Annotated in this window: 19 protein-coding genes and 2 tRNA genes; 5 read left to right on the top strand and 16 right to left on the bottom strand. The window is 48.4% G+C overall.

Annotated features, from left to right (window positions below):
• Nucleotides 1-3 precede the first annotated feature (3 nt).
• Complete coding sequence (locus RHOLA_RS00105; protein ID WP_038501489.1) at nt 4-963, bottom strand: glycosyltransferase family 2 protein; 960 nt, start codon at nt 961-963, stop codon at nt 4-6.
• 19 nt (nt 964-982) lie between these two features.
• A complete protein-coding gene (rfbB, locus tag RHOLA_RS00100) occupies nt 983-1936 on the bottom strand; it encodes a dTDP-glucose 4,6-dehydratase (RefSeq protein WP_051636117.1) in 954 nt (317 codons plus the stop codon).
• A 37-nt stretch (nt 1937-1973) separates the two neighbouring features.
• Here rfbB and rfbA point away from each other — a divergent pair, with 37 nt between their 5' ends.
• Complete coding sequence (gene rfbA, locus RHOLA_RS00095) at nt 1974-2834, top strand: glucose-1-phosphate thymidylyltransferase RfbA (protein WP_038501487.1); 861 nt, start codon at nt 1974-1976, stop codon at nt 2832-2834.
• On the opposite strand, the gene rfbD is transcribed toward rfbA, so the two are convergent.
• Nucleotides 2823-3737, bottom strand: coding sequence for a dTDP-4-dehydrorhamnose reductase (gene rfbD, locus RHOLA_RS00090; RefSeq protein ID WP_144239005.1), 915 nt, complete (start codon nt 3735-3737; stop codon nt 2823-2825). The two genes, rfbA and rfbD, sit on opposite strands and share 12 nt — an antisense overlap.
• On the opposite strand from rfbD, the gene RHOLA_RS00085 reads away from it, so the two are divergent.
• Nucleotides 3712-4245 (top strand): dTDP-4-dehydrorhamnose 3,5-epimerase family protein, encoded by a 534-nt coding sequence (locus tag RHOLA_RS00085; RefSeq protein WP_038501483.1) that lies wholly within the window; start codon nt 3712-3714, stop codon nt 4243-4245. The two genes, rfbD and RHOLA_RS00085, sit on opposite strands and share 26 nt — an antisense overlap.
• Here RHOLA_RS00085 and RHOLA_RS00080 read toward each other — a convergent pair.
• Together RHOLA_RS00080 and RHOLA_RS00075 are read right to left on the bottom strand one after the other, a co-directional pair.
• Nucleotides 4242-4982 carry an ABC transporter ATP-binding protein gene (locus RHOLA_RS00080; protein WP_038501481.1) on the bottom strand — a complete coding sequence of 247 codons (741 nt, stop codon included), beginning with the start codon at nt 4980-4982 and terminating at the stop codon, nt 4242-4244. The two genes, RHOLA_RS00085 and RHOLA_RS00080, sit on opposite strands and share 4 nt — an antisense overlap.
• Before the next feature lie 4 nt (nt 4983-4986).
• Nucleotides 4987-5751 carry an ABC transporter permease gene (locus tag RHOLA_RS00075; protein WP_158384471.1) on the bottom strand — a complete coding sequence of 255 codons (765 nt, stop codon included), beginning with the start codon at nt 5749-5751 and terminating at the stop codon, nt 4987-4989.
• 190 nt (nt 5752-5941) lie between these two features.
• Between RHOLA_RS00075 and RHOLA_RS00070 the strand changes: the two genes are divergently transcribed.
• A complete protein-coding gene (locus RHOLA_RS00070; protein ID WP_227818780.1) occupies nt 5942-6826 on the top strand; it encodes a glycosyltransferase family 2 protein in 885 nt (294 codons plus the stop codon).
• Here the strand turns inward: RHOLA_RS00070 and RHOLA_RS00065 are convergent.
• The 7 genes from RHOLA_RS00065 to gyrB all read right to left on the bottom strand — a co-directional run bounded on the left by RHOLA_RS00065 (nt 6810) and on the right by gyrB (nt 14403).
• Nucleotides 6810-7559: a glycosyltransferase family A protein gene (locus RHOLA_RS00065; protein WP_038501477.1), complete on the bottom strand. Its 750-nt coding sequence runs from the start codon at nt 7557-7559 to the stop codon at nt 6810-6812. The two genes, RHOLA_RS00070 and RHOLA_RS00065, sit on opposite strands and share 17 nt — an antisense overlap.
• Nucleotides 7552-9048 (bottom strand): glycosyltransferase, encoded by a 1497-nt coding sequence (locus tag RHOLA_RS00060; RefSeq protein ID WP_038501475.1) that lies wholly within the window; start codon nt 9046-9048, stop codon nt 7552-7554. The genes RHOLA_RS00065 and RHOLA_RS00060 overlap by 8 nt, the downstream gene beginning before the upstream one ends.
• 140 nt (nt 9049-9188) lie before the next feature.
• Nucleotides 9189-9261, bottom strand: a tRNA-Ala gene (locus tag RHOLA_RS00055).
• A 68-nt stretch (nt 9262-9329) separates the two neighbouring features.
• Nucleotides 9330-9406 (bottom strand) — tRNA-Ile (locus tag RHOLA_RS00050).
• A 49-nt stretch (nt 9407-9455) separates the two neighbouring features.
• Complete coding sequence (locus RHOLA_RS00045; protein ID WP_051636114.1) at nt 9456-9869, bottom strand: DUF3566 domain-containing protein; 414 nt, start codon at nt 9867-9869, stop codon at nt 9456-9458.
• A complete protein-coding gene (gene gyrA, locus RHOLA_RS00040) occupies nt 9866-12409 on the bottom strand; it encodes a DNA gyrase subunit A (RefSeq protein ID WP_051636113.1) in 2544 nt (847 codons plus the stop codon). The genes RHOLA_RS00045 and gyrA overlap by 4 nt, the downstream gene beginning before the upstream one ends.
• Nucleotides 12410-12423: 14 nt before the next feature.
• Nucleotides 12424-14403: a DNA topoisomerase (ATP-hydrolyzing) subunit B gene (gene gyrB, locus RHOLA_RS00035; RefSeq protein WP_038501473.1), complete on the bottom strand. Its 1980-nt coding sequence runs from the start codon at nt 14401-14403 to the stop codon at nt 12424-12426.
• 294 nt (nt 14404-14697) lie between these two features.
• On the opposite strand from gyrB, the gene RHOLA_RS00030 reads away from it, so the two are divergent.
• Complete coding sequence (locus tag RHOLA_RS00030; RefSeq protein ID WP_227818779.1) at nt 14698-14922, top strand: helix-turn-helix domain-containing protein; 225 nt, start codon at nt 14698-14700, stop codon at nt 14920-14922.
• Complete coding sequence (locus RHOLA_RS00025; protein ID WP_051636112.1) at nt 14915-16102, top strand: type II toxin-antitoxin system HipA family toxin; 1188 nt, start codon at nt 14915-14917, stop codon at nt 16100-16102. The genes RHOLA_RS00030 and RHOLA_RS00025 overlap by 8 nt, the downstream gene beginning before the upstream one ends.
• Nucleotides 16103-16105: 3 nt before the next feature.
• Here the strand turns inward: RHOLA_RS00025 and RHOLA_RS00020 are convergent, their stop codons facing one another.
• The 4 genes from RHOLA_RS00020 to dnaA all read right to left on the bottom strand — a co-directional run bounded on the left by RHOLA_RS00020 (nt 16106) and on the right by dnaA (nt 20790).
• Nucleotides 16106-16633, bottom strand: a complete 528-nt coding sequence (locus RHOLA_RS00020) for a DciA family protein (protein WP_051636111.1) — start codon at nt 16631-16633, stop codon at nt 16106-16108.
• Nucleotides 16626-17807: a DNA replication/repair protein RecF gene (recF, locus tag RHOLA_RS00015; RefSeq protein WP_038501471.1), complete on the bottom strand. Its 1182-nt coding sequence runs from the start codon at nt 17805-17807 to the stop codon at nt 16626-16628. The genes RHOLA_RS00020 and recF overlap by 8 nt, the downstream gene beginning before the upstream one ends.
• Before the next feature lie 55 nt (nt 17808-17862).
• Nucleotides 17863-19005 carry a DNA polymerase III subunit beta gene (gene dnaN / locus RHOLA_RS00010; RefSeq protein WP_038501469.1) on the bottom strand — a complete coding sequence of 381 codons (1143 nt, stop codon included), beginning with the start codon at nt 19003-19005 and terminating at the stop codon, nt 17863-17865.
• Nucleotides 19006-19371: 366 nt separating this feature from the next.
• A complete protein-coding gene (dnaA, locus tag RHOLA_RS00005; protein ID WP_038503471.1) occupies nt 19372-20790 on the bottom strand; it encodes a chromosomal replication initiator protein DnaA in 1419 nt (472 codons plus the stop codon).
• Nucleotides 20791-20811: the final 21 nt, after the last annotated feature.

Genomic DNA, 20811 nt, shown 5'->3' with positions numbered 1-20811 from the left:
CTCCTACTTTTTGTGCTTCACGCGCTTTGGCACTGAAGCAATGTCATGGCTCAAAAATGCCAGCACCAATTGGAAACCCAAAATAACTGGTACCGCCGACAACATCACAGTTCCAGCTGTCGCGGGCATTCCAGATTCAACTGACTCCGAAAACTTTGTCACGCCAAAAATGAAACCAAACCAACCAAGCGCCGCCCCCAGTGGCAACTCCAACGAAGCCGCACTCATGTCGCGCAAGTAGTAGTTGTAAAACAATCGCTTGTGAAAACGCACAAAGTGCTTGCCCGGAAATTCAAACAGAGCCTTCACCGCCGATAGGTTGCTCTTCTCATTCCCATAACGCGCCTCCATCGGCACATCCCAAACAACCGCACGAATAATGCTCAGGCGATACAAAACATCGGATTCAAAAAAGAAACGCTTGCTCAACATGTCAAGCGGCATAGCGCGCAACACATCGCGGTGAATCGCAGTAAAACCATTTGTTGGATCAGTGATGTTCCAATAACCACTCGAAATCTTCGACATCAAACTCAGCGCACCATTACCCAGCACGCGCACGCCCGGCATCTCGCGCAGCCCAACCAAGCTGTCAAAACGATTGCCCTTGGTGTAGTCGGCCTTGCCGTCAACAATCGGTTGAATTAAATCACCGATAAGCGCCGGGTCCATCTGCCCATCGCCATCAACCTTGACCACGATCTCGGCACCGCCTTCGAGCGCCGCGCGATACCCAGTAACAACAGCTCCGCCAACACCTTGGTTTTCAGCATGGGTCAAAACCTTTACGCGCTTATCGGCACACTTGGCCGAAACCAATGCACCCGAGCCCTCAGGGCAAGCGTCATCAACTACATAAATTTGTGAGACTTCTTTGCCAATCTCGGCAATGACTTCAAGAATGTGGGCGGCCACTCGGTACGCAGGAATAACCACTGCAATAACTGGAGCCGATGCGCCCATGACCTAAATCCCCTAAAAACTAGTCCTTTGGCAAGTTTAGGCGTCCCAGGTACCACTCCACGGTTTCAGCCAAGCGCTCTTCAAAATTCCCACGAACCGGCTTCCAGCCAAGCTCAGCCTCAGTCGCCGACGCATCAATCGCATAACGCAGGTCATGCCCCGGCCGATCCTCAATAAACGAAATAAAATCCTCAGGCTTGCCCATAATCCGCAACAAAACCTGCACAACTTCTAAATTAGAACGCTGATTGTCTGCGCCTAGCAAATAGGTTCGGCCAACCACTCCGCGCTCCAAAATCGCCCAAACCCCGTCATTGTGGTCATCCACGTGAATCCAGTCCCGCACATTTGCCCCATTGCCATACAACTCAGGCTTCTTGCCCGAAGCAATCAGCCCAATCATGCGCGGTATCAACTTTTCCTCGTGCTGATACGGACCAAAGTTATTCGAGCAGTTTGAAATCGTAGCCTTCAAACCAAATGAGCGCACCCAGGCCCTAACCAACAAGTCGCTTGCCGCCTTAGACGACGAATATGGCGATGACGGGTTGTAAGGGGTCTCAGCCGTGAATTTTTCTGACCCCGATAGCGGCAAATCCCCAAATACCTCATCGGTAGAGATGTGGTGAAACTTCACATCGTGCTTCACGCAGGCCTGAATCAACTCGTAGGTGCCAAGAATATTGGTATCAATGAATGGCTTAGGTGACTTCAATGAGTTGTCATTGTGGCTTTCGGCAGCAAAGTGAACCACCTGGTCAACTCGTGAAACCAGCGAATCAACCAAAGCCGAATTAAGAATGTTGCCCTCAACAAATTCGTACTTGCCCAAAAGGCCAGACAAATTAGACAAAGAACCCGCGTAAGTAAGTGCGTCAAGAACAACCACTGAAACATCAGGGCGAGTCTCAAGAGTGCGGCGCACAAAATTAGAGCCAATAAAGCCCGCTCCGCCTGTAACCAGAATTCTCATTGGTACGTCCTCCTACCCCTAAAGTAGGCTAGCAGTCATGAAGGGCATCATTCTGGCTGGAGGTTCAGGCACGCGCCTAGCTCCACTTACCCTTCCAACTTCAAAGCAGCTTCTTCCGGTTTACGACAAACCCATGATCTACTACCCACTAAGCACTCTGATGCTGGCTGGTATTCGCGAGGTCTTGGTAATCACGACCCCTCACGAACAAGAACAGTTCAAGCGTCTGCTCAGTGACGGCTCCCAATGGGGAATCTCAATTTCATACGCCATCCAAGAAAAACCCGAAGGCTTGGCTCAGGCTCTACTGATTGGCGAATCATTTATAGGAACCGATTCGGTTGCACTGATTCTTGGCGACAACATCTTCTATGGCATCGGAATGGGCACGGCTCTGAAGTCAATGTCTGGCCGTGAGGGTGCAACCGTATTTGCTTACGAGGTAACCAATCCGCAAGAGTACGGCGTCATCGAATTTGATACAGCAGGTAAGGCAATCAGCATAGAAGAAAAGCCGAAGTCTCCTAGAAGTAACTTTGTGATTCCGGGACTCTACTTCTATGACAACCAAGCCGTTGAGCTTGCAAAGTCCTTAACTCCTTCAGCACGTGGTGAACTTGAAATCACAGATCTTCACAACCTGTACTTGTCAAACAGCCAGCTAAATGTCGAAGTTCTAGATTCAACAAAAACATGGCTTGATACAGGTACTATCGATTCACTTCATCTTGCTGCCGAAGGCGTTCGCAAAATTGAAAAAGAGATTGGTCGCAAGATCAATGTTCCAGAAGAAGTCTCTTGGCGCCTTGGGTTAATTTCAAATGATCAACTTCTTCAGGAAGCTGACAAGTATGGCAAGTCTGGTTACGGCGACTACCTTCGAGCGTTAATCAGTTAGAAATTCTGCAAGCACTTCTGGTGCTGCAATTTTCCAGCGTTCGTGCCAATCGCCAATAATTGGCCCCTTGGTTTCTGAATTAGCTAAAACACTAAATGCTGGTCGAATTGCAGCTGTTGGAAATTCTTCAGTAGACACCGGGCTCAAAAAATATTTTGAGCCTTCAGGCAAGGTGGCTGCAACTTCACGGGCAAAATCAAACCAACTCCCACTACCACTTGCCACCGCATGCACAATTTTTTCATTGAATGGATTTACTCCATGAGCGTAAACAACTTCCGCCAAATCGCGCGTCCAGGTTGGTGTTCCAATTTGGTCGCTCACAACTTTCACTGCACCATCCTCTATTAACTTCGCAGCAATCGTCTTTGCAAAATTCTTGCCGCGTGCTCCGTACAACCATGATGTTCTAAAAATTGTGTAGTTTGCTCCGGATTGAGCAACCAACTGTTCGCCCAACTCTTTAGATTTTCCATAGATACTTTGCGGGTTAGTCGCTGCGCTAGTGATATAAGGAGTAACAGACCCACCATCAAATACATAATCTGTCGAGATGTAAAAAACCTTGGCATCCAGGATTGCAGCCACTTGAGCTAGTTTGCCAGCGTAAATTCCGTTTACTGTATTCGCCTCGTATAGTTCTGACTCAGCTTTATCAACAGCCGTAAATCCAATGGCATTCACAATCACATCGGCTGGCCCAATTTGCTGGGCCAGTGATTCTGGCAATTCATCTAAATTCAAATTTGACCTATTGAATCGCGATACTAATTCGCCTTTGGCCTCAAGGTAAGCCACCATTTCAGAGCCAAACAGCCCTTTGTCACCAATGACTACCCAGCGCATAAATTCCCCTTGTTCGGCTAGCCTTGATTTTATGCCATTCCAAGAAATGAAGATCAAAGGTGCCTGGATCCACACGCCTATTCGTCATAACGATGAACGTGGGCACTTTGAGGAGCAGTTCAAGATTTCGCAAATCGAATCTGAACTTGGCCGGACATTTACTGTGAAGCAGGTCAACCAAAGCGTTTCTAATAAAGGTGTGATCCGGGGAATCCATTACACAGATAGCCCAGAAGGCCAGGCCAAATACGTCTCTTGCCCTAAAGGCGCAATCTGGGACGTTGTCGTTGACCTTCGTAAAGATTCGCCGACTTATGGCCAGTGGGATGCCGTTGAACTCTCAGCCGAAAATGGCTTAAGCGTATTCATTTCAGAGGGCCTAGGCCATGCGTTCCTCAGCCTTGAAGACGACTCAGTCGCAAACTACCTATGCACATCTGAGTACTCACCAGGAGCAGACAGAACTATCAATGCTTTGTCTGCAAAGTTAGCAATCGCTTTTGAGTCTTCGGGAATTACTGAATTCAGCTTGAGTGAGAAAGACTCCAAAGCGGCAGACTTCTAACCAAAGTAAGCGGGCACAACTTCAGCTACTGGTCCATCCATTTTGATTTGACCGTGTTCAAGCCAAATAGCTCGATTACACACTGACTCCACTAACTCACGCGAATGAGTAGCAATAGCCAAGATCTTTGTGCCAGAAACTAAATCTCGAAGTCTGTCTTCGGCCTTGTGCTGAAAGTCTGCGTCGCCAACAGACAACCATTCATCCATCAAAAGTATTTCAGGTCTCACAACAGTAGACACTGCAAAAGCTAAGCGCAAGTGCATTCCAGATGAGTAAGTACGAACTGGCATCTCCATAAAGTCACCCAGTTCGGCAAACTCAACAATCTCTGAATACTTCTCAGAAATCTCATGTTTAGTTAGTCCCAACAACTGGCCACGAATGTAAACATTCTCACGACCTGTTGCCTCTGGATTTATCCCTAAGCTGATGTCAATTAGCGAACCAATCTCACCAACTATTTCCGCAGTTCCCTTGGTGGGTGCATAAACCCGGCCAAGTGCACGCAGCATTGTTGACTTACCAGCGCCGTTGTGGCCAAGCAATGCAACTTTGTCACCCTCGCGAAGCGAGAATGAAATATCAGTCAATGCTTTGACTAACACGCGCCCATTTGGGTCAGCGTCAAGCTTGCCACCAGTAGCGACTTTCAAAATACTTGAAGTTAACGAGCGTCCAGTTGCGTTGAATATTGGAAATTCAATTGAGACATTGTCGAAAGAGATGTGTGCCATCTAATTACACCCAGTACGCAATCATGTTTCGATACTTCTTATATGCCATCAACGTGACTGCCCAGCCGATTCCGGCAGAGAGCAATCCAAGCCCCCAGTTTTCCCATGTCGGCCACTGTCCCATAATTGGAAGTCGCACAATCTGCAACCAGTGGTACAAAGGGTTTAGACCAATCAGCAAGTGAGCCAATGAATTATTTTCAATGAGCTTCGGATACCACATAACCGGGGTCACATAAAAAGCAATGGTCATTACTGACGAAACAATGGGTGGCATGTCCCTAAATCGTGCACTCATCATTCCAAGCAGCCAAACTAACCAACTAATGTTGAGGACCAGAATCACTAGACCCGGGATCAAGCCGATAAGTGTCCAGCTGGGAAAACGCCAAAAGAACAACAACACTAGAGGCAAGATAACGAGGTTGTGCCCGGCTGAAACAAGATTTCGCCAAACTGTCCTCACTACATATTGATAGTGCGGCACCTCTAACTGCTTGATCATTGCCTCAGACGAAATAAAGGTCATGCATCCATCATTGATTGCAGTTGAAATTAGGCCCCAGAAGATGATGCTTGTTGCCAAGAAAGGCAAGTATTCCGTTAACTCGGTCTTGAAGATGAGACCAAAAACCAACCCCATGGTAACAATCTGAAGAGCCATGCCTATTGTTAGCCAAAAAGGCCCGACGGCCGAGCGTCGATAGGCTTGCCGTATATCTTGCCAAGCTAATGTTAGGGCAATGTTTGAATGGCTAGGCTGTCCCATAGAAAGAAAGATACCAGTTCTAGGATCATAGGATAGAAAGCCGCCTTGCATGGAATTAATTGTGAGATCCTTACTGATCCTTTGGGCTTTACCTTTCGCTCTATTTGATCTCAAACAAGTAACTTGCATGAGTAAGTTTCGTCTGACGGAACTTTTAATCAAATCTCTTTTTACGGGACTAAGAAATCATTTGACAAAGAACAAGGGGACTGACCTTTATTTTGCATTTAATCAGCAATCCTCCCTCGCTGAGATGTTGCGCCTAAGTCAAGAGGAAAACTTCGACAAAGAAGTCCACATAATAATTCCAACTAAAGATAAGGCTTACCTACTCGAAAAGTGTGTTAAATCAATTATTAAATTCAGTTCAGGCTGGAAACTTCGGATAACCATTGTGGATAATGGAAGCGAGGAACCGGAGACCTTTATCCTGCTGTCGAGGCTCAAGGGGGATTTCCCCTTTATTGACGTAATGAGAGATGGTCGTCCATTCAACTATTCACAGCTAAATAATGTCGCGTTTAAGAAAGTCAATGCAGAAATATCAATTTTTCTAAATAATGATGTTGAAATATTTTCGGCTGGCTGGCTTGAAGACGTAACTGGATTGTTGAAACACGAACTGATTGCAGTCGTGGGACAGAAACTTATTTATCCTGATGGCTCGATTCAACACTTTGGGGTAAAACTCGGTCAAGGTCTTGTAGCTGGACACCCATTTCAGGGTTCAAGTATAAGGAACATAAATTTAAGCCAAGCCTTAGAGGCTCCTATTGAGGTTTCGGCTGTGACCGGAGCGTGTCTCGCAATCAAAAGTTCGATTTTCAGGACAGTTGGAGGGTTTGACGAGAATTTGCCTGTGGGCTACAACGATGTTGACCTCTGCATGTCGATTAGAAACCTTGGCTTAAAAATTGTTTTGGCGCCAAAAATTAGGGCTATCCACCACGAATCCCAAACTCGAGGGAAGATACGATCCTTTTCTCAAATTCGGCGGGCAATTTATGACACCCTGTATATGATTTACAAACACGGTTCGTCTCTCCAAAAAGACCCCTTTATCCGGAAATGTTAGGGCGATGGACTGATAAACCACTAAGTGAATTTTGAACTCCGAGAGAACCTGCTTGTTTCACTCGTATGAAATGAATTGTGCCTGGGACGACCTCGTGCAGAATCCCATTGGCAACCGTTTCTAAGTTCCAACTCCAGTCTTCAATGCCAAGGCCCAATTCCTGAATGGTTGGTCTATAAGGATATTTTCTTGCGATACTCAAGGGCATGAAATTATTGGCGGACCAAAAATTGGCCAAGTAAAGCAATTTCGGGGACGCTTGGGTCAAAATAGAGGATTGATGGCGAATAAAGAACGACTTTTTTACTTTCCCCCTGTTGGCCAAGTCATCCTCGTGAAAGTAATATAGAAATTCAGGATGTAAAACTGTTGCCTCCTCCTCATTACTCTCATGAGTCATGGCCCTGCTAATCCACTCAGCACCCCACAAGTCATCACCATCCAACATTGAAATGTGGCTTCCTTTGGCGACTTGAATACAGAAGTTTCGAGTTTTTCCAAGGTCGCCGAATTCAACGAAGTGGATTGAATCAAAGCAACTCTTAGCTGAGCTAACAATTTCCTTAGTTTTCGGATCGGCATTATCAAGAACAGCATTGAGTGTAACTTTTCCAAAAGATTTGGCTTTTTGAACTAATTCGTGTGCGCTTTTCATGGCTGGAAGCGCTAGTAGACCTTCAGCATGAAATAGTATGAACACGTCTACCTGTTTTTTGGAATTTTCACTATCCATTTTCTAGTAACTCTCTCAAAAGTTTGCCGAAGGCATCTTCTGAATGTCGGGAAGCGACCCTTTCATGTGCTTCGATGAGAAGTTCTCTCATTTCCAATTCAGTTTTAGAAAGCAGCCTTCCTATAGCTTCATCAAAGTTTTGGGCTGTTTGTATTGGGTCGTGAGAACGTTTAACAAGCAGGCTGTTGCGTTCGTCAAATGTGTCTCGAATGCCACCAACGTCAGAAATGATCATTGGGATTGCCTCTTGGGAGCACTCTAGCAGCGTATTTGGCATGCCTTCAAAGGAGCTGGTGAAAATTAAACCCGCATATCTTTCAAAAGGAAACTCCTTCCAATTTTTTTGAAACCCCTTGTAGTAGACATTTCTGAGACGAAAGAGTGTTTTGGTGCTAGGTGACCTCTCGACTGTTCCAAAAAGCTCAAATTTATCCCTAGGACGAAGCTTTGCAAGTATGGCCAAGGCGTCTATATCTTTGTGTGTTTCTATCCTTCCAATCCACAGCCAGCGGGTGATTGTCGATTGAAATTCAAATCGCCTTTTTATTTTTTCCATGAATTCTTGAGTCGGAACTTGTTCACAAGGTGCAGGAATAACTTTCATGAGAGTCTCCCCTACCAGGGGGTCCAGATCTCTTGCCTCACGAACGAATGTCGAGTTGTCAGATACGATTGTGACTTTCCCAATAAGTTTTCGCGCGTAGAGACGTGCCCATGTGACGGTCTCGCGATTACCGAATGAGAAAAAAAGTGCTACCAACTTTGAGGATGTGGCAATTCCCTTTGAAAATCTATCCAACATTCTGTAACCCAGATCTGAATTGCAAACAAAGATAACTTCAGAACTAAGGCCGCGTACGAAACGAGCGAAAGTCTCCTCATTATCGGGAAATCCAGAGTTTACGCTCCAGAAAAGGTGATCGGCATTTCTAAGGGTTTCAATCACGTTTGGAAGATCACGTTCTTCAAATTCTCTTTTAGTGTCTTCCGTTGAAATAACTAGAGTTTTGGAAATATTTCCATTCGGGATGTGACCTGCGATTTTTGCAAGGTATTTTTCGGCGCCCCCCGTGACTAAGCGAGAAGTAATCAGAATAGCTTGGTATCTTCGCTCAAGGAATGGTTTGACAATCTTAGGATCTACACCTGTTCGAGTTCTAATGGCGCTTCCATCAAATACGCTGAAGCGACTATTAGTGATTTCGTTTGTCGTTGGTAACGCCATTTCAATTTCACTACTTCGATCAAACTGCTCGAGTACTTCTAGAGGAATTCGAGTATCTGATGTATTGTCGCGATCGAAAGAAGCTGTTACCGTGAGTTTATTTCCCGCCAACGCCAATCTCAGGTTTGGAAAGAAAACGCGGCGTTCGCGAACTCCCCAAATTAACCAGTGTGTAAAAGGTTTTAGTTTCGCACTGCTAACGTCCGGATACCGTTCAATGTAAATTTCCTCAAGAGCAGAAACTTTCTTGATTAGGTTTCTCAAAAACGTCACTCTAACCCCCGGCTGATGTTTTTAGGGCTGTTTTGTGCGGCAAAATTAGCTCGCGTTTAACAGTTCCCGATTTGTGTATCTGAGGTTAGTCGATGCTCACGACTTTTTCGTAACTTTAACATTCTTTTCTGTGGAGATTAGGGGGGTCGAACCCCTGACCCCCTGCTTGCAAAGCAGGTGCTCTACCAACTGAGCTAAATCCCCGGGTCTTGGTGCACTTTGTTGCTGTGTTTCTACGTTTGGATCCCTTGTCTCAGTTGAGAAAGGCTTCCTGGTGGGCCTAGGAGGACTTGAACCTCCGACCTCTTCATTATCAGTGAAGCGCTCTAACCACCTGAGCTATAGGCCCGTAGAACCTTTCCGACTTTACACGAAAAAGTTCACTGAATCAAACCAACTTAGTTGTTCGTAAAGCCGATTGAGATACCACCTGTTAGGCGACCAATCACATTGAAGATCAATGCGCTGATGCCAACCAGGGCGGTGCCCAAAACTAAGTTGAAAAGTGAAACGGTGAAGGCAAAAGACATCACTCTAGGCAGGCTAAGGGTCTGAGCCACGTCAACGCCCTGCTGCGAAGCACCGGCGCCACCACCAATCACGCTGTTTACCAGGGTAGATAGTGAGCCGAATAGGCCGGTCTGAGAAACCAGCAACCAGATTAGGAAGAACGCAACGATAGTTGCAATGCCGGTTGCGGTGGTCACTAGAAGACCAGTCTTAACTGCAGACCAGAAGTCAATGTGAACCAGCTTGAGCTTTACCTGCTTGACTGGCGGAATGTTGCGCTTTGCGCGGGCGAAAAGGCTCATTCAGTTACTCCTTCAGTTTCGCTTGATTCATCTACAGTAGCGTCTTGCGCTTCTGTAGCAGACTCCAAGTTTCTCTCGGTGTTCTTGGCTAGACCAATAACGCTATCGTCATCGGCAAAGCGAGCAAAAACCACACCCATGGTGTCGCGGCCCTTAGCCGGAACACCACTTACTGCAGATCTCACAACCTTACCGCTGGCCAAAACTACAAGAACTTCGTCGTCTTCGGCAACAATAATCGCTCCAACAACATCGCCGCGCTTCTCTTCAAGCTTGGCCACCTTGATTCCAAGGCCGCCACGGTTTTGTGGTCGGTATTGCGAAACCTCTGTGCGCTTTGCATAGCCGCCCTCAGTCACCACAAACACAAACGAATCTTCCACGTCGTTAATCACGCTTGCCGAAAGCAGGTAGTCATCCTTTCGGAAATTCATACCGATATTTCCAGAGGTATCGCGACCCATTGGACGAAGGGATTCATCGCTGTTCGAGAATCGGATTGACATGCCCTTGTGTGAAACAAGTAGTAGGTCATCGGTCTCTGATGCAAGCACTGCAGAAACTACCTCGTCGCCATCGCGCAACTTAATTGCGATGATGCCGCCGGTGCGAGCAGTGTCATAAGCATCAAGTGCGGTCTTCTTTACAAGACCACTCTTGGTTGCCAGCACTAGGTAAGGAGCAGCCTGGTAATCGCTAATGTCTAGAACCGCAGCAACCTTTTCATCGGGTTGCATGGCTAGCAAGTTAGCAACGTGCTGTCCCTTTGCATCGCGACCAGCTTCTTGAACTTCGTATGCCTTGGTGCGGTAAACGCGGCCCTTATCGGTGAAGAACAACAACCAGTGGTGCGTGGTGGTTACAAAGAAGTGTTCCACTACGTCGTCGGCACGAAGGTTTGCACCCTTCACGCCCTTACCGCCGCGGTGCTGTGAACGATAGTTGTCACTCTTAGTGCGCTTGATGTAACCACCGCGAGTAAGTGAGATAACCATCTCTTCTTCAGGAATTAGATCCTCGGTCTGAACATCGCCTTCGCCGCCGGCAACAATCTGAGTGCGTCGGTCATCGCCGTGCTTCTCAACAACTTCGGCAAGTTCTTCACTGATGATTGTGCGCTGACGCTCTGGGCTAGCAATGATTGCCTTGAAGTCAATGATTTGCGCTTCAAGTTCAGCAGCTTCATCAATAATCTTCTGGCGCTCAAGAGCCGCAAGCTGACGCAACTGCATGTTAAGAATTGCGCGAGCCTGTAGTTCGTCAATAGACAAAAGCTGCATCAAGCCATCGCGAGCTTCATCAACTGTTGGGCTCTTGCGAATCAAAGCGATTACTGCGTCAAGTGCATCGAGCGCCTTTAGGTAACCGCGCAAAATGTGTGCGCGTTCTTCTGCCTTGCGCAAACGGTACTGAGTGCGGCGAACAATTACTTCAACCTGGTGCTCAACCCAGTACTTAACGAATCCGTTTAGTGCCAGTGTGCGAGGCACGCCATCAACAAGTGCCAACATGTTGGCGCTGAAGTTTTCTTGCAGCGGTGTCAACTTGTAAAGGTTGTTAAGCACAACGCGGGCCACCGCGTCCTTTTTGAGGACAATGACCAAACGCTGACCGGTACGACCCGATGTCTCATCGCGAATATCCGCGATGCCCTGAAGCTTGCCTTCTTTAACTAGCCCAGCAATTTTTTCTGCAAGGTTGTCTGGGTTTACCTGGTAAGGAAGTTCGGTAACTACCAAGCAGGTGCGGCCGTTTAGTTCTTCAACGTTAACAATCGCGCGCATGGTGATTGATCCACGACCGGTTCGGTACGCCTCTTCAATTCCCTTGCGACCAAGAATGTGTGCGCCGGTTGGAAAGTCTGGGCCCTTGATGCGCTCGATAAGTGCTGCAAGCAGTTCTTCATCGGTTGCTTCTGGATTCTTTAGGTACCACTCGGCACCGGCGGCAACCTCGCGAAGGTTGTGCGGCGGAATGTTGGTAGCCATACCAACTGCAATACCAATAGATCCGTTAACCAAAAGGTTTGGAATTCGCGAAGGCAGCACGGTTGGTTCCTGGGTGCGGCCGTCGTAGTTGTCTTGGAAGTCAACGGTCTCTTCGTCGATGTCGCGAACCATTTCCATGGCCAGTGGTGCCATGCGGCACTCGGTGTATCGCGGGGCCGCCGCTGGGTCGTTACCGGGTGAACCAAAGTTTCCCTGGCCGCTGATAAGTGGGTAGCGCAGGTTCCAGTCCTGGGTAAGGCGAACCATGGTGTCGTAAATGGCGCTGTCACCGTGGGGGTGGAACTGACCCATAACGTCACCAACAACGCGTGAGCACTTTGAGAACTGCTTGTCTGGGCGGTAACCACCGTCAAACATCGCGTAGATCACGCGGCGGTGAACTGGCTTTAGACCATCGCGAACGTCTGGCAAAGCACGGCCCACGATAACGCTCATTGCGTAGTCAAGGTATGAGCGCTGCATTTCGACCTGTAGGTCGACCTGCTCGATTCGGTCTACAAGACCTGATGAATTTGTAGTTTCTTCTGCCATGATTTCCCCCGCTCCTAGATGTCTAGGAAGCGAACATCCTTTGCATTCTTCTGGATGAATGAACGACGTGCTTCTACGTCTTCACCCATCAGGGTTGAGAAAACTTCGTCTGCAAGTGCAGCGTCTTCAAGAGTTACCTGTAGCAGGGTGCGAGTGTTTGGGTCCATTGTGGTTTCCCAAAGCTCGTCGTAGTCCATCTCACCAAGACCCTTGTAGCGCTGAATTGAATTTTCCTTAGGAATCTTTTTTCCAGCTGCTGCGCCCTCGGCAAGTGCGCGGTCGCGTTCTTCATCGGAGTACACGTACTGGTGTGGACCGTTCGACCACTTGATCTTGAATAGCGGTGGCTGCGCAAGGTAAACGTAACCGTGCTCAATCAGTGGGCGCATGTAGCGGAACAAGAAAGTAAGTAGCAATGTGCGAATGTGCAAACCATCAACGTCGGCATCGGCCATCAAAACGCACTTGTGATAGCGAACCTTGCTCACATCAAACTCGTCACCAATTCCGGTTCCGAACGCGGTGATCATCGCCTGAATTTCTGCGTTGCCAAGTGCGCGATCTAGTCGTGCCTTTTCAACGTTCAAAACTTTTCCACGCAGCGGCAAGATTGCTTGCGTTTCTGGATTGCGACCACGAACTGCAGAACCACCCGCAGAGTCACCCTCCACCAAGAAAATTTCCGAGAGCTCTGGGTTGCGGGATGAACAGTCGCGCAACTTTCCTGGCATGCCACCAGACTCAAGTAGTCCCTTACGACGAGTTGCTTCACGTGCCTTACGTGCAGCCTGTCGCGCGGTTGCTGCCTGAATTGCTTTGCGAACAATATCTTTTGCAACGTTTGGGTTGCGGCCCAACCAGTCGCTGAATTCTTCGTTTACAACTTTTTGCACGAATGCTTTTGCTTCTGTATTTCCAAGTTTGGTTTTGGTCTGACCTTCAAACTGTGGCTCAGCAAGCTTCACGCTGATCACACAGGTCAAACCTTCGCGACAGTCATCACCAGATAGATTTTCATCTTTTTCTTTAAGCAGTGACTTCTCGCGTGCGTATTTATTAATCAATGAGGTAAGTGCTGCACGGAAACCTTCTTCGTGTGTTCCACCCTCGTGAGTGTTAATTGTGTTTGCGTAAGTGTGAACGGATTCGTTGTAGGCGTTGGTCCATTGCATTGCTATCTCGACCGACATGTTCTTCTCTTTGGTCTCAGCCTCGAACGAAATAATTTCTTCGTTTACGATTTCCGATTTCTTAGAGTTGTTTAGATACGCAACGTAATCTTTCAATCCGTTTTCGTAGCAGTAAGTGTCTTCGCGTCCGTTGCGCTCATCGCTCAGCGAAATTGTTAGGCCCTTGTTCAAGAAACACATCTGCTGGAATCGCATGCGCAGAGTTTCGTAGTCGTACTCAACGGTTTCAAAAATTTCTGGGCTGGCCAGGAACTCAATCATGGTTCCGTGCAGGTCAGTCTCTTTACCTTTTACTAGGGGAGCGTCTGGCACACCCACGGTGTATGACTGGGTCCAGTAGTGACCCTCGCGAGCAACCGCCACGCGAAGCTTGGTTGAAAGCGCGTTAACAACAGATGCACCCACACCGTGCAAACCACCCGATACTGCGTATCCGCCGCCACCGAACTTTCCACCTGCGTGCAAAACGGTAAGTACAACCTGAACGGTTGATACACCCTCTGTTGGGTGAACATCTACTGGAATACCGCGGCCGTTGTCTTGGACTCTGATCCAACCGTCTTTGGTGATGGTGACGTTGATGGTGTCACAGTGGCCCGCCAGGGCCTCATCTACCGAGTTATCTACGATTTCGTAGACCAAGTGGTGCAAACCGCGGGGACCGGTAGAACCGATGTACATGCCCGGGCGCTTACGTACCGCCTCTAAGCCTTCTAGAACCTGGATATTTCCGGCATCGTAGCTTTGCTCCGCTGCGTTCTTTGAGCCTTTTTCTGCTGCTGACCCAGTTGCTTTTTCAGACATATTGCGGTGGTACTCCTAATTCTCGGTAGTTAGGCCCTATAGAAATGCGCTCGTCCGAGCGACTGATTTTCGGGGTGATTAACTACCCAAATTCTACCCCGCCGGGCAGACAATTTTTACCACTCGGAAATGCCAATATCCCAGTATTTATGCGGGATATAGGCCCGTCGGCGAACTTGTGGATAACCCCGATTTCGCTTGAATTTTGTCGTTCGAGTAAATAATCCTTGTTTAAGCGTTTTTTCTGACGTAATCTATCCATAATCTATTCGAACGAATAAAAATGAGGCCATTTTGAGCGATATTAATGACTCGGTTTTAGGTTTTGCGTCTGCAATAAAAAAACGTCGACAACAGCTGGGAATTACCCAAATTGAGCTCGCTGACTTAGCTGGGGTTTCATCTAGTTTTATTCACAATTTAGAAAACGGTAAGGCCACTGTTGCTCTAGATCGCATGCTGTTAGTAATTTCAACGCTTGGCCTCAGTCTCAAGTTAGAACTTGCAACTAATGAATAAGCAGCTTGGCCTCGTCTACAAAAAGGGTGTGCTCGCGGCAACGCTAAGCAGCCAGGGCGGCAACATCAAGTTTCAATACGACGACGCCTACCTGGCCTCTGGTGGTCAGCCAGTCGCCACTACCTTGCCGCGCACGTCTGAACCCTTGCTACTGAGCGGCAGCGCAGCTCCGGCATACTTTGCCGGGCTACTACCAGAGGGCCGTCGACTAAACGCCATCAGCGACCGCCTAAAGACCTCCCTTAGTGATGACCTTGGTTTGCTGCTGGAAATCGGTGCAGATTTGATTGGTGATGTTCAGGTCTTAGCCCCGGGCGCCAACCCAGCAACAGAGCGTGAGTCGCTGATGCTTCCTAACGATCTCGCGGAAATCTCATTTTCAGAAATTCGCGAGCGATTCAAAGGCGCCAAACCAACTGGCATTCCCGGAGTTCAAGACAAACTATCCAGCAAGATGTTGAATGCCCGCGCGCGAATGGCAAACGTGGATTACATGTTGAAACTAAACCCCACCGATGTTCCCTTTGCGGTCGAGAACGAGGCGTATTTTTTGGGTCTCGCAAAAAAATGTGGAATCAAGGTCGCGAATCACAAATTGTTGATCGATGGTCAAGGGCAACCCGCTTTGTTGTTGGAACGCTTTGACCGCTTAGCAACCAAGCAAGGCAAGCAGTTGTTAGCAGCCGAGGACGGTTGCCAGGTGGCGAATCTTTACCCGGCAGACAAATACAACATTGATTTTCTGCAAATGGCCAAGGGGCTGGCCTCGCTTTGCCCGGCTTCGATGGTTGCCGGCTACGAACTCTTTAAACAACTTATTTTCAACTGGCTCATTGGCAACGGTGACGCACACGCCAAGAATTTCTCTGTGCTGGAATCTGATTCCGGCGAGTGGCGAGTTTCACCTGCCTACGATTTGCTCTGCACCCGATACTACGAAGATCGCACCATGGCCCTGGCGATCAACGAGTTGACCACTAACTGGTCAAGATCGCTTTTGGTTGAAGCAGCTGGGGAACTTGGGGTTTCTAGAAAAGCCGCAGAGGCTGTAATCACAGAGCAACTTGCCACTCTTGCCGACTTGCCCGATCAAATTATTTCTGGCGCACTGCCATTTAGGCGCGATCAAAATTACGACGTCGCAGCATTTTTGAAACAGCGCGCAAAAGCTCTGGATTAATTTCTATCCGTAGGTATCGCGCGGGCCACGGCCCGGTACAGAGCGTGGGCCCTTTTTCCAACTCGGAGCATCCGGTCCAAGCATCTTCAAGGCCTTGATATCAACCTCGGGATAGGCCGCATTGATCTTCTCCAGGATCTGGGCCTGCATCAGGCGCAGCTGGGTGGCCCAGGCAGTTGATTTGCAGCGAATCGTGAGGGTTCCGCTGGTCAGGGTCTCAGGCTGACTGCTGGCAGCATTGGTGTCGCCCACGATCTCGGCCCACTTATTGAAAAGGTCGGCCTCGGCCAGCTGGCTCTCCCAGCGGAAGGCCTTCATCAAACCATCGATGGCATCGCCGCCCTTTACAAAATCGCGACCTTTTTCAAACGGGCGCGAGTTGGCCTTTTGCTCTTTTTCGGCAATCCTCTTGGCGTCTCGGCTTAGTCGGCCGGTGATGGCCTCGCGCATCTTCCAGTAGAACTCTTGGGCAAAATCCTGTGGGGATTCCTGGCCCTTGTTTTCGTCGCTAGGCGAGTTCGAATTATTCACTCGTGACCACCCCGGCTTTCACGTGAAACACGGTGGCGATCAAATCTTTTGGAATGTCTTCAGCAACGGCAGCGGTAATAAGTACCTGCTCGTTTTCTTTAACCATTTGGGCCAAGCGTTCGCGGCGGCCAGCATCAAGCTCGGCGAACACGTCGTCCAAAATTAAAATTGGGTCGCCGCTTCTGGTTTCTGCGCGAAGCAGTGCAATCGATGCCAAACGAAGTGCAAGTGCGTAAGACCATGATTCGCCGTGCGACGCATAACCCTTTGCCGGCAGTGATCCAAGCAGCAACACCAAATCATCGCGGTGCGGGCCAACTAATGTAATTCCGCGCTCTAGCTCTTTGTTGCGCACACTTTGTAATTTCAGGCGGAACAATTCTTCAATCTCGGCGCGATCGCCAGTGTTCAAGAATTCCGCTTCGGCAAACTCGGAACTTTCATCTTCGTCCAGGTAGTGCGCAACAGTTGCGCTCAGTAAAGATGACTTAATCAAAATCTTTGGCTCGTTGTTGGCAATCGCAATTGATTGGTAAGCGGCAAATAAGTGGGGGCGAAGTCGTTCAATCAAATCAACTCGCGCGGCAATAATTTCTGAGCCGTAGGAAACCAGTGATTGATCCCAGGCATCCAGGGTCGACAGCGCGGAGCCTTTAGCGCCAGTTTGGCGCGCGGTTTTTAAAAGTGTGTTTCGTTGTTTCAGCACGCGTTCATAATCGCCATACACGCCAGCAAATCTTGGCCACACCTGAACTACAAGTTCGTCAATGAAAGCACGGCGATTACTTGGGTCGCGCTTGATGATGTCTAGGTCTTCCGGCGCAAAGGTCACTGAATTTACGTAACCCAAAATGTCGCGCACTTTTTGCGCGGGCGATTTATTAACACGTGCCTTGTTTGGGTTGTCGCGATTTAATTCCAGTTCAAGCAAAACATCGCGGTCATCAAATGATGCAAGTGCACGAACAACTGCCTGGGCTGCACCCTGCTTGATCATTGGTATGTAGCCGGCCACACGGTGCGAAGAAAGAGTCGACAAATATCTAATTGCTTCCGCAAGATTTGTTTTGCCTTGACCGTTTGGACCAACAAAAAGATTCACACCTTTTTGTAATTCAACTTCCGCGTTCTCGTAGTTACGAAAATGGGCTAACGAAAGATGCTTAATTAACATCTCGCGTCAGCCCCTTCGACTCAGATTTTTGTAATTTTGCCCTAGTTATTGCTAACTAGCGAACCAAAAGATTTGGCTGCAATAGGTAGCGGTAAGAATCCGCGGCAGTCTTTTCTTTTGAACCGTGTGACGAAATCAAAACCGGACCCGGCTTATTTGGGTTCTCGTTGTTGGTAAAAGCGATCTTCACAAATTCGCTGTGCACGCCGGCAAGTCCATCAATCAGGAACTGCGGCTTTAGAGAGACCACAATTTCTTTACCCTCTAGCTCGGCAGAAATATTTTCAGAAGCTTGGGCAGTTTCGTTTCCGGTAGCTTCCATAGAAACTTTGCCATCGTCAAATGAGTAACGCAGTGGAGCCTCGCGCTCAAGCACTAGAGAGACACGACGAGTTGAATCAATAAGATCCTGAGTAGCAACTACCGCGTAGTTCTCAATCTCGGCAGGGAACAAAGATTTCACCGGAGGAAAGTTTCCTTTCAGCAACAACGAGGTAACTGAACGGTTGTTAGCTTTGAAAGCAATCATTTCGCGATCATCGCTCTTGGCGATTGAAATTTGAATGTCACCCTGGTTGCCAAAAGTCTTTGCAACTTCTTGCAGTGTGCGGGCAGGTACCAAAGCAACTGAACCATCTGCGTCTTTTGATCCGTTCCATGCTGCTTCACAAAGAGCAACGCGGTATCGGTCTGTAGCTACGAATGACAAAGTCTTTTCACTGGCTTCAATTTGCACGCCGGTAAGCACCGGGGTCACATCATCTTTCGACGCGGCAACTGCAATTTGGCCAACGGCATTTGCAAATGCTTCACCGCTGATGGTGCCAGACAGCAATGGAATTTCAGGAAGAGTTGGGTACTCATCGACCGGCATGGTCAAAAGTGAGAACTTGGTTGAGCCACAGCTCACGGTGACCTTGGAGCCATCGGTGGCAAATTCAACCGGGGCATTTGGCAGCTTGCTGGCGATCTCTGAAAGCAGTCGTCCAGAAACCAAGACACGGCCGGACTCTTCCACCTTGGCCACGATCTCGGCTTGCGCTGAAACCTCATAGTCAAACACCGATAGGCGCAGCGCGTTGGCGTCTGCTTCAATCAGGATTCCACCAAGAATTGGCAAAGTGGTTCGCTGTGGCAATAGTCGAACAGCAAATGAAACGGCTTCACTGAGCACGTCTTTATTGACCTGGAACTTCAAGATTCTCCCCAAATTCGGTTAGGGGTTTATTGTGGCATAAATTGTTTTGCCCAAAATTTCTTGTAATTCCAACTAAAGAGTTATGAGTTAGCTAAATATTTAAATATTTAAAACAACATTATTAACCCCTGTGGAAAATGTGGATAAGTAACTACTTACCAATGTTTCTCACGGAACTACATCGATGAAAGATGTTTACACAGTTGTGGATTATTCTGTGGATAACTATTGGGGTTGTGAATTAGCGATCTAGATATCACAGCCAAATAGACGGAATTACACGGAAACTAGGGATTTATCCACAGTTATCCACAGGGTTGTACCCAATGTGGATATTTATAAAGAATTTATAAAAAATTCAGATTTCTAGCGCTGACCGGCTTTGATTCGGCCAATAATCTCAGTCACCTGGTTGTAAACATAGCGGCGTTCGTTCATGTACTCGGTGATCTTCTTTTGGGCATACATCACCGTGGTGTGATCACGGCCACCAAATAGCTGGCCAATCTTAGGTAGCGACAAGTTTGTCTGCTCACGGCAGATGTACATGGCAATCTGGCGGGCTAGCGCGATTGCTGCAATTCGGCTCTGGCCGTAAAGGTCATCGGGTGTGATCTTGTAGTAGGCCGCCACAGCGTTGATGATTTCAATTGGTGCAACCACAGAGTCTTCACCGAGGGGAACTACATCTTTCAGCACTGTTTGAACCAGCTGCATGTCAACTACCTGGCGGTTTAGTGCCGCAAAAGCGTTCACACGCAGCAAAGTACCCTCAAGCTCGCGAATATTTGAAGAAACACGGGCCGCCATGTATTCGAGTACGTCATCAGGTACGCGGAGTTTGTCGTTTTCGGCCTTTTTACGCAGAATCGCAATGCGAGTCTCAAGTTCCGGAGCCTGAATATCGGTCAAAAGACCCCACTCAAAGCGGCTAAGCATGCGATCCTCAAAGCCAGTCAGCTGCTTTGGCGGCAAATCAGAGGTAATTACAACCTGCTTGTTGTGATCGTGCAGGGTGTTGAAGGTGTGGAAGAAGGCCTCTTGGGTCTGGTCTTTACCCTGCAAGAACTGAATATCGTCAATCAGCAGGACGTCAATGTCCCTATAAGTTGCCTGGAAGTCGACGGTTCTGTTGTTCTGAATGGCGTTAATGAAGTCGTTGGTGAACTCCTCAGAAGACACGTAGCGAACCTTGATTCGCGGGTAAAGGCTAAGCGCATAGTGACCAATGGCGTGCAAAAGGTGAGTTTTGCCCAGCCCCGAGTTTCCATAGATAAACAGCGGGTTGTAAGCCTTGGCCGGGGCTTCGGCCACCGCAAATGCCGCCGCGTGGGCGAAGCGGTTAGATCCACCGGTCACGAACGAGTCAAATGTGTACTTTGGGTTCAGCCGAGTGTCAAAAGTGTTGGTCGCCGGCCCGCCAGTGCGAAGTTCCGCATAATTTATCGGAGCACCGATGGGAGTAACCGTGGCGATTGGTTCCTCTATTGGAGTTGCCGGGGTAAAGGCAGCCTCGATATCGGGGTTAACCACCACGGCAAAGTTTGTTGGGCCGCCGAAGTCGGCGTTTGGCGCAAGGGCTTCCTGAATATAGGTGCGCATGCGCTGCTGAATCATTTCGCGGGTTAGTTCGTTGGGAACCTCAAGATAAAGGGTCTCGCCCAAAATACCTTTTGGTTCAACCAGGCTGATAAAGCCAAGAAGCTGCGGGGTTAGGCGATCATCGCCATTTAGCTGGGCGACTAGCTGTTGCCACAGTCCGGCAACTACATCGTCTTCAGCCACGTTTTCCCCAACTTTATCCAC

Source organism: Rhodoluna lacicola (genome assembly GCF_000699505.1).
GTDB classification, from domain to species: Bacteria; Actinomycetota; Actinomycetes; order Actinomycetales; family Microbacteriaceae; genus Rhodoluna; species Rhodoluna lacicola.
The sequence above is the reverse complement of the archived record's forward strand: the minus strand, read 5'-3'. Positions and strand labels throughout refer to the sequence as shown.

Bases quoted from the DNA above. Each gene is read 5' to 3' on its own strand.
- RHOLA_RS00025 (WP_051636112.1), top strand. From the start codon at position 14,915: ATGAATAAGCAGCTTGGCCTCGTCTACAAAAAGGGTGTGCTCGCGGCA.
- RHOLA_RS00065 (WP_038501477.1), bottom strand. From the start codon at position 7,559: ATGGATAGTGAAAATTCCAAAAAACAGGTAGACGTGTTCATACTATTT.
- RHOLA_RS00105 (WP_038501489.1), bottom strand. From the start codon at position 963: ATGGGCGCATCGGCTCCAGTTATTGCAGTGGTTATTCCTGCGTACCGA.
- RHOLA_RS00045 (WP_051636114.1), bottom strand. From the start codon at position 9,869: ATGAGCCTTTTCGCCCGCGCAAAGCGCAACATTCCGCCAGTCAAGCAG.
- RHOLA_RS00080 (WP_038501481.1), bottom strand. From the start codon at position 4,982: ATGGCACACATCTCTTTCGACAATGTCTCAATTGAATTTCCAATATTC.
- RHOLA_RS00085 (WP_038501483.1), top strand. From the start codon at position 3,712: ATGCCATTCCAAGAAATGAAGATCAAAGGTGCCTGGATCCACACGCCT.
- gyrA (WP_051636113.1), bottom strand. From the start codon at position 12,409: ATGGCAGAAGAAACTACAAATTCATCAGGTCTTGTAGACCGAATCGAG.
- rfbB (WP_051636117.1), bottom strand. From the start codon at position 1,936: ATGAGAATTCTGGTTACAGGCGGAGCGGGCTTTATTGGCTCTAATTTT.
- RHOLA_RS00075 (WP_158384471.1), bottom strand. From the start codon at position 5,751: ATGGGACAGCCTAGCCATTCAAACATTGCCCTAACATTAGCTTGGCAA.
- gyrB (WP_038501473.1), bottom strand. From the start codon at position 14,403: ATGTCTGAAAAAGCAACTGGGTCAGCAGCAGAAAAAGGCTCAAAGAAC.
- recF (WP_038501471.1), bottom strand. From the start codon at position 17,807: ATGTTAATTAAGCATCTTTCGTTAGCCCATTTTCGTAACTACGAGAAC.
- rfbA (WP_038501487.1), top strand. From the start codon at position 1,974: ATGAAGGGCATCATTCTGGCTGGAGGTTCAGGCACGCGCCTAGCTCCA.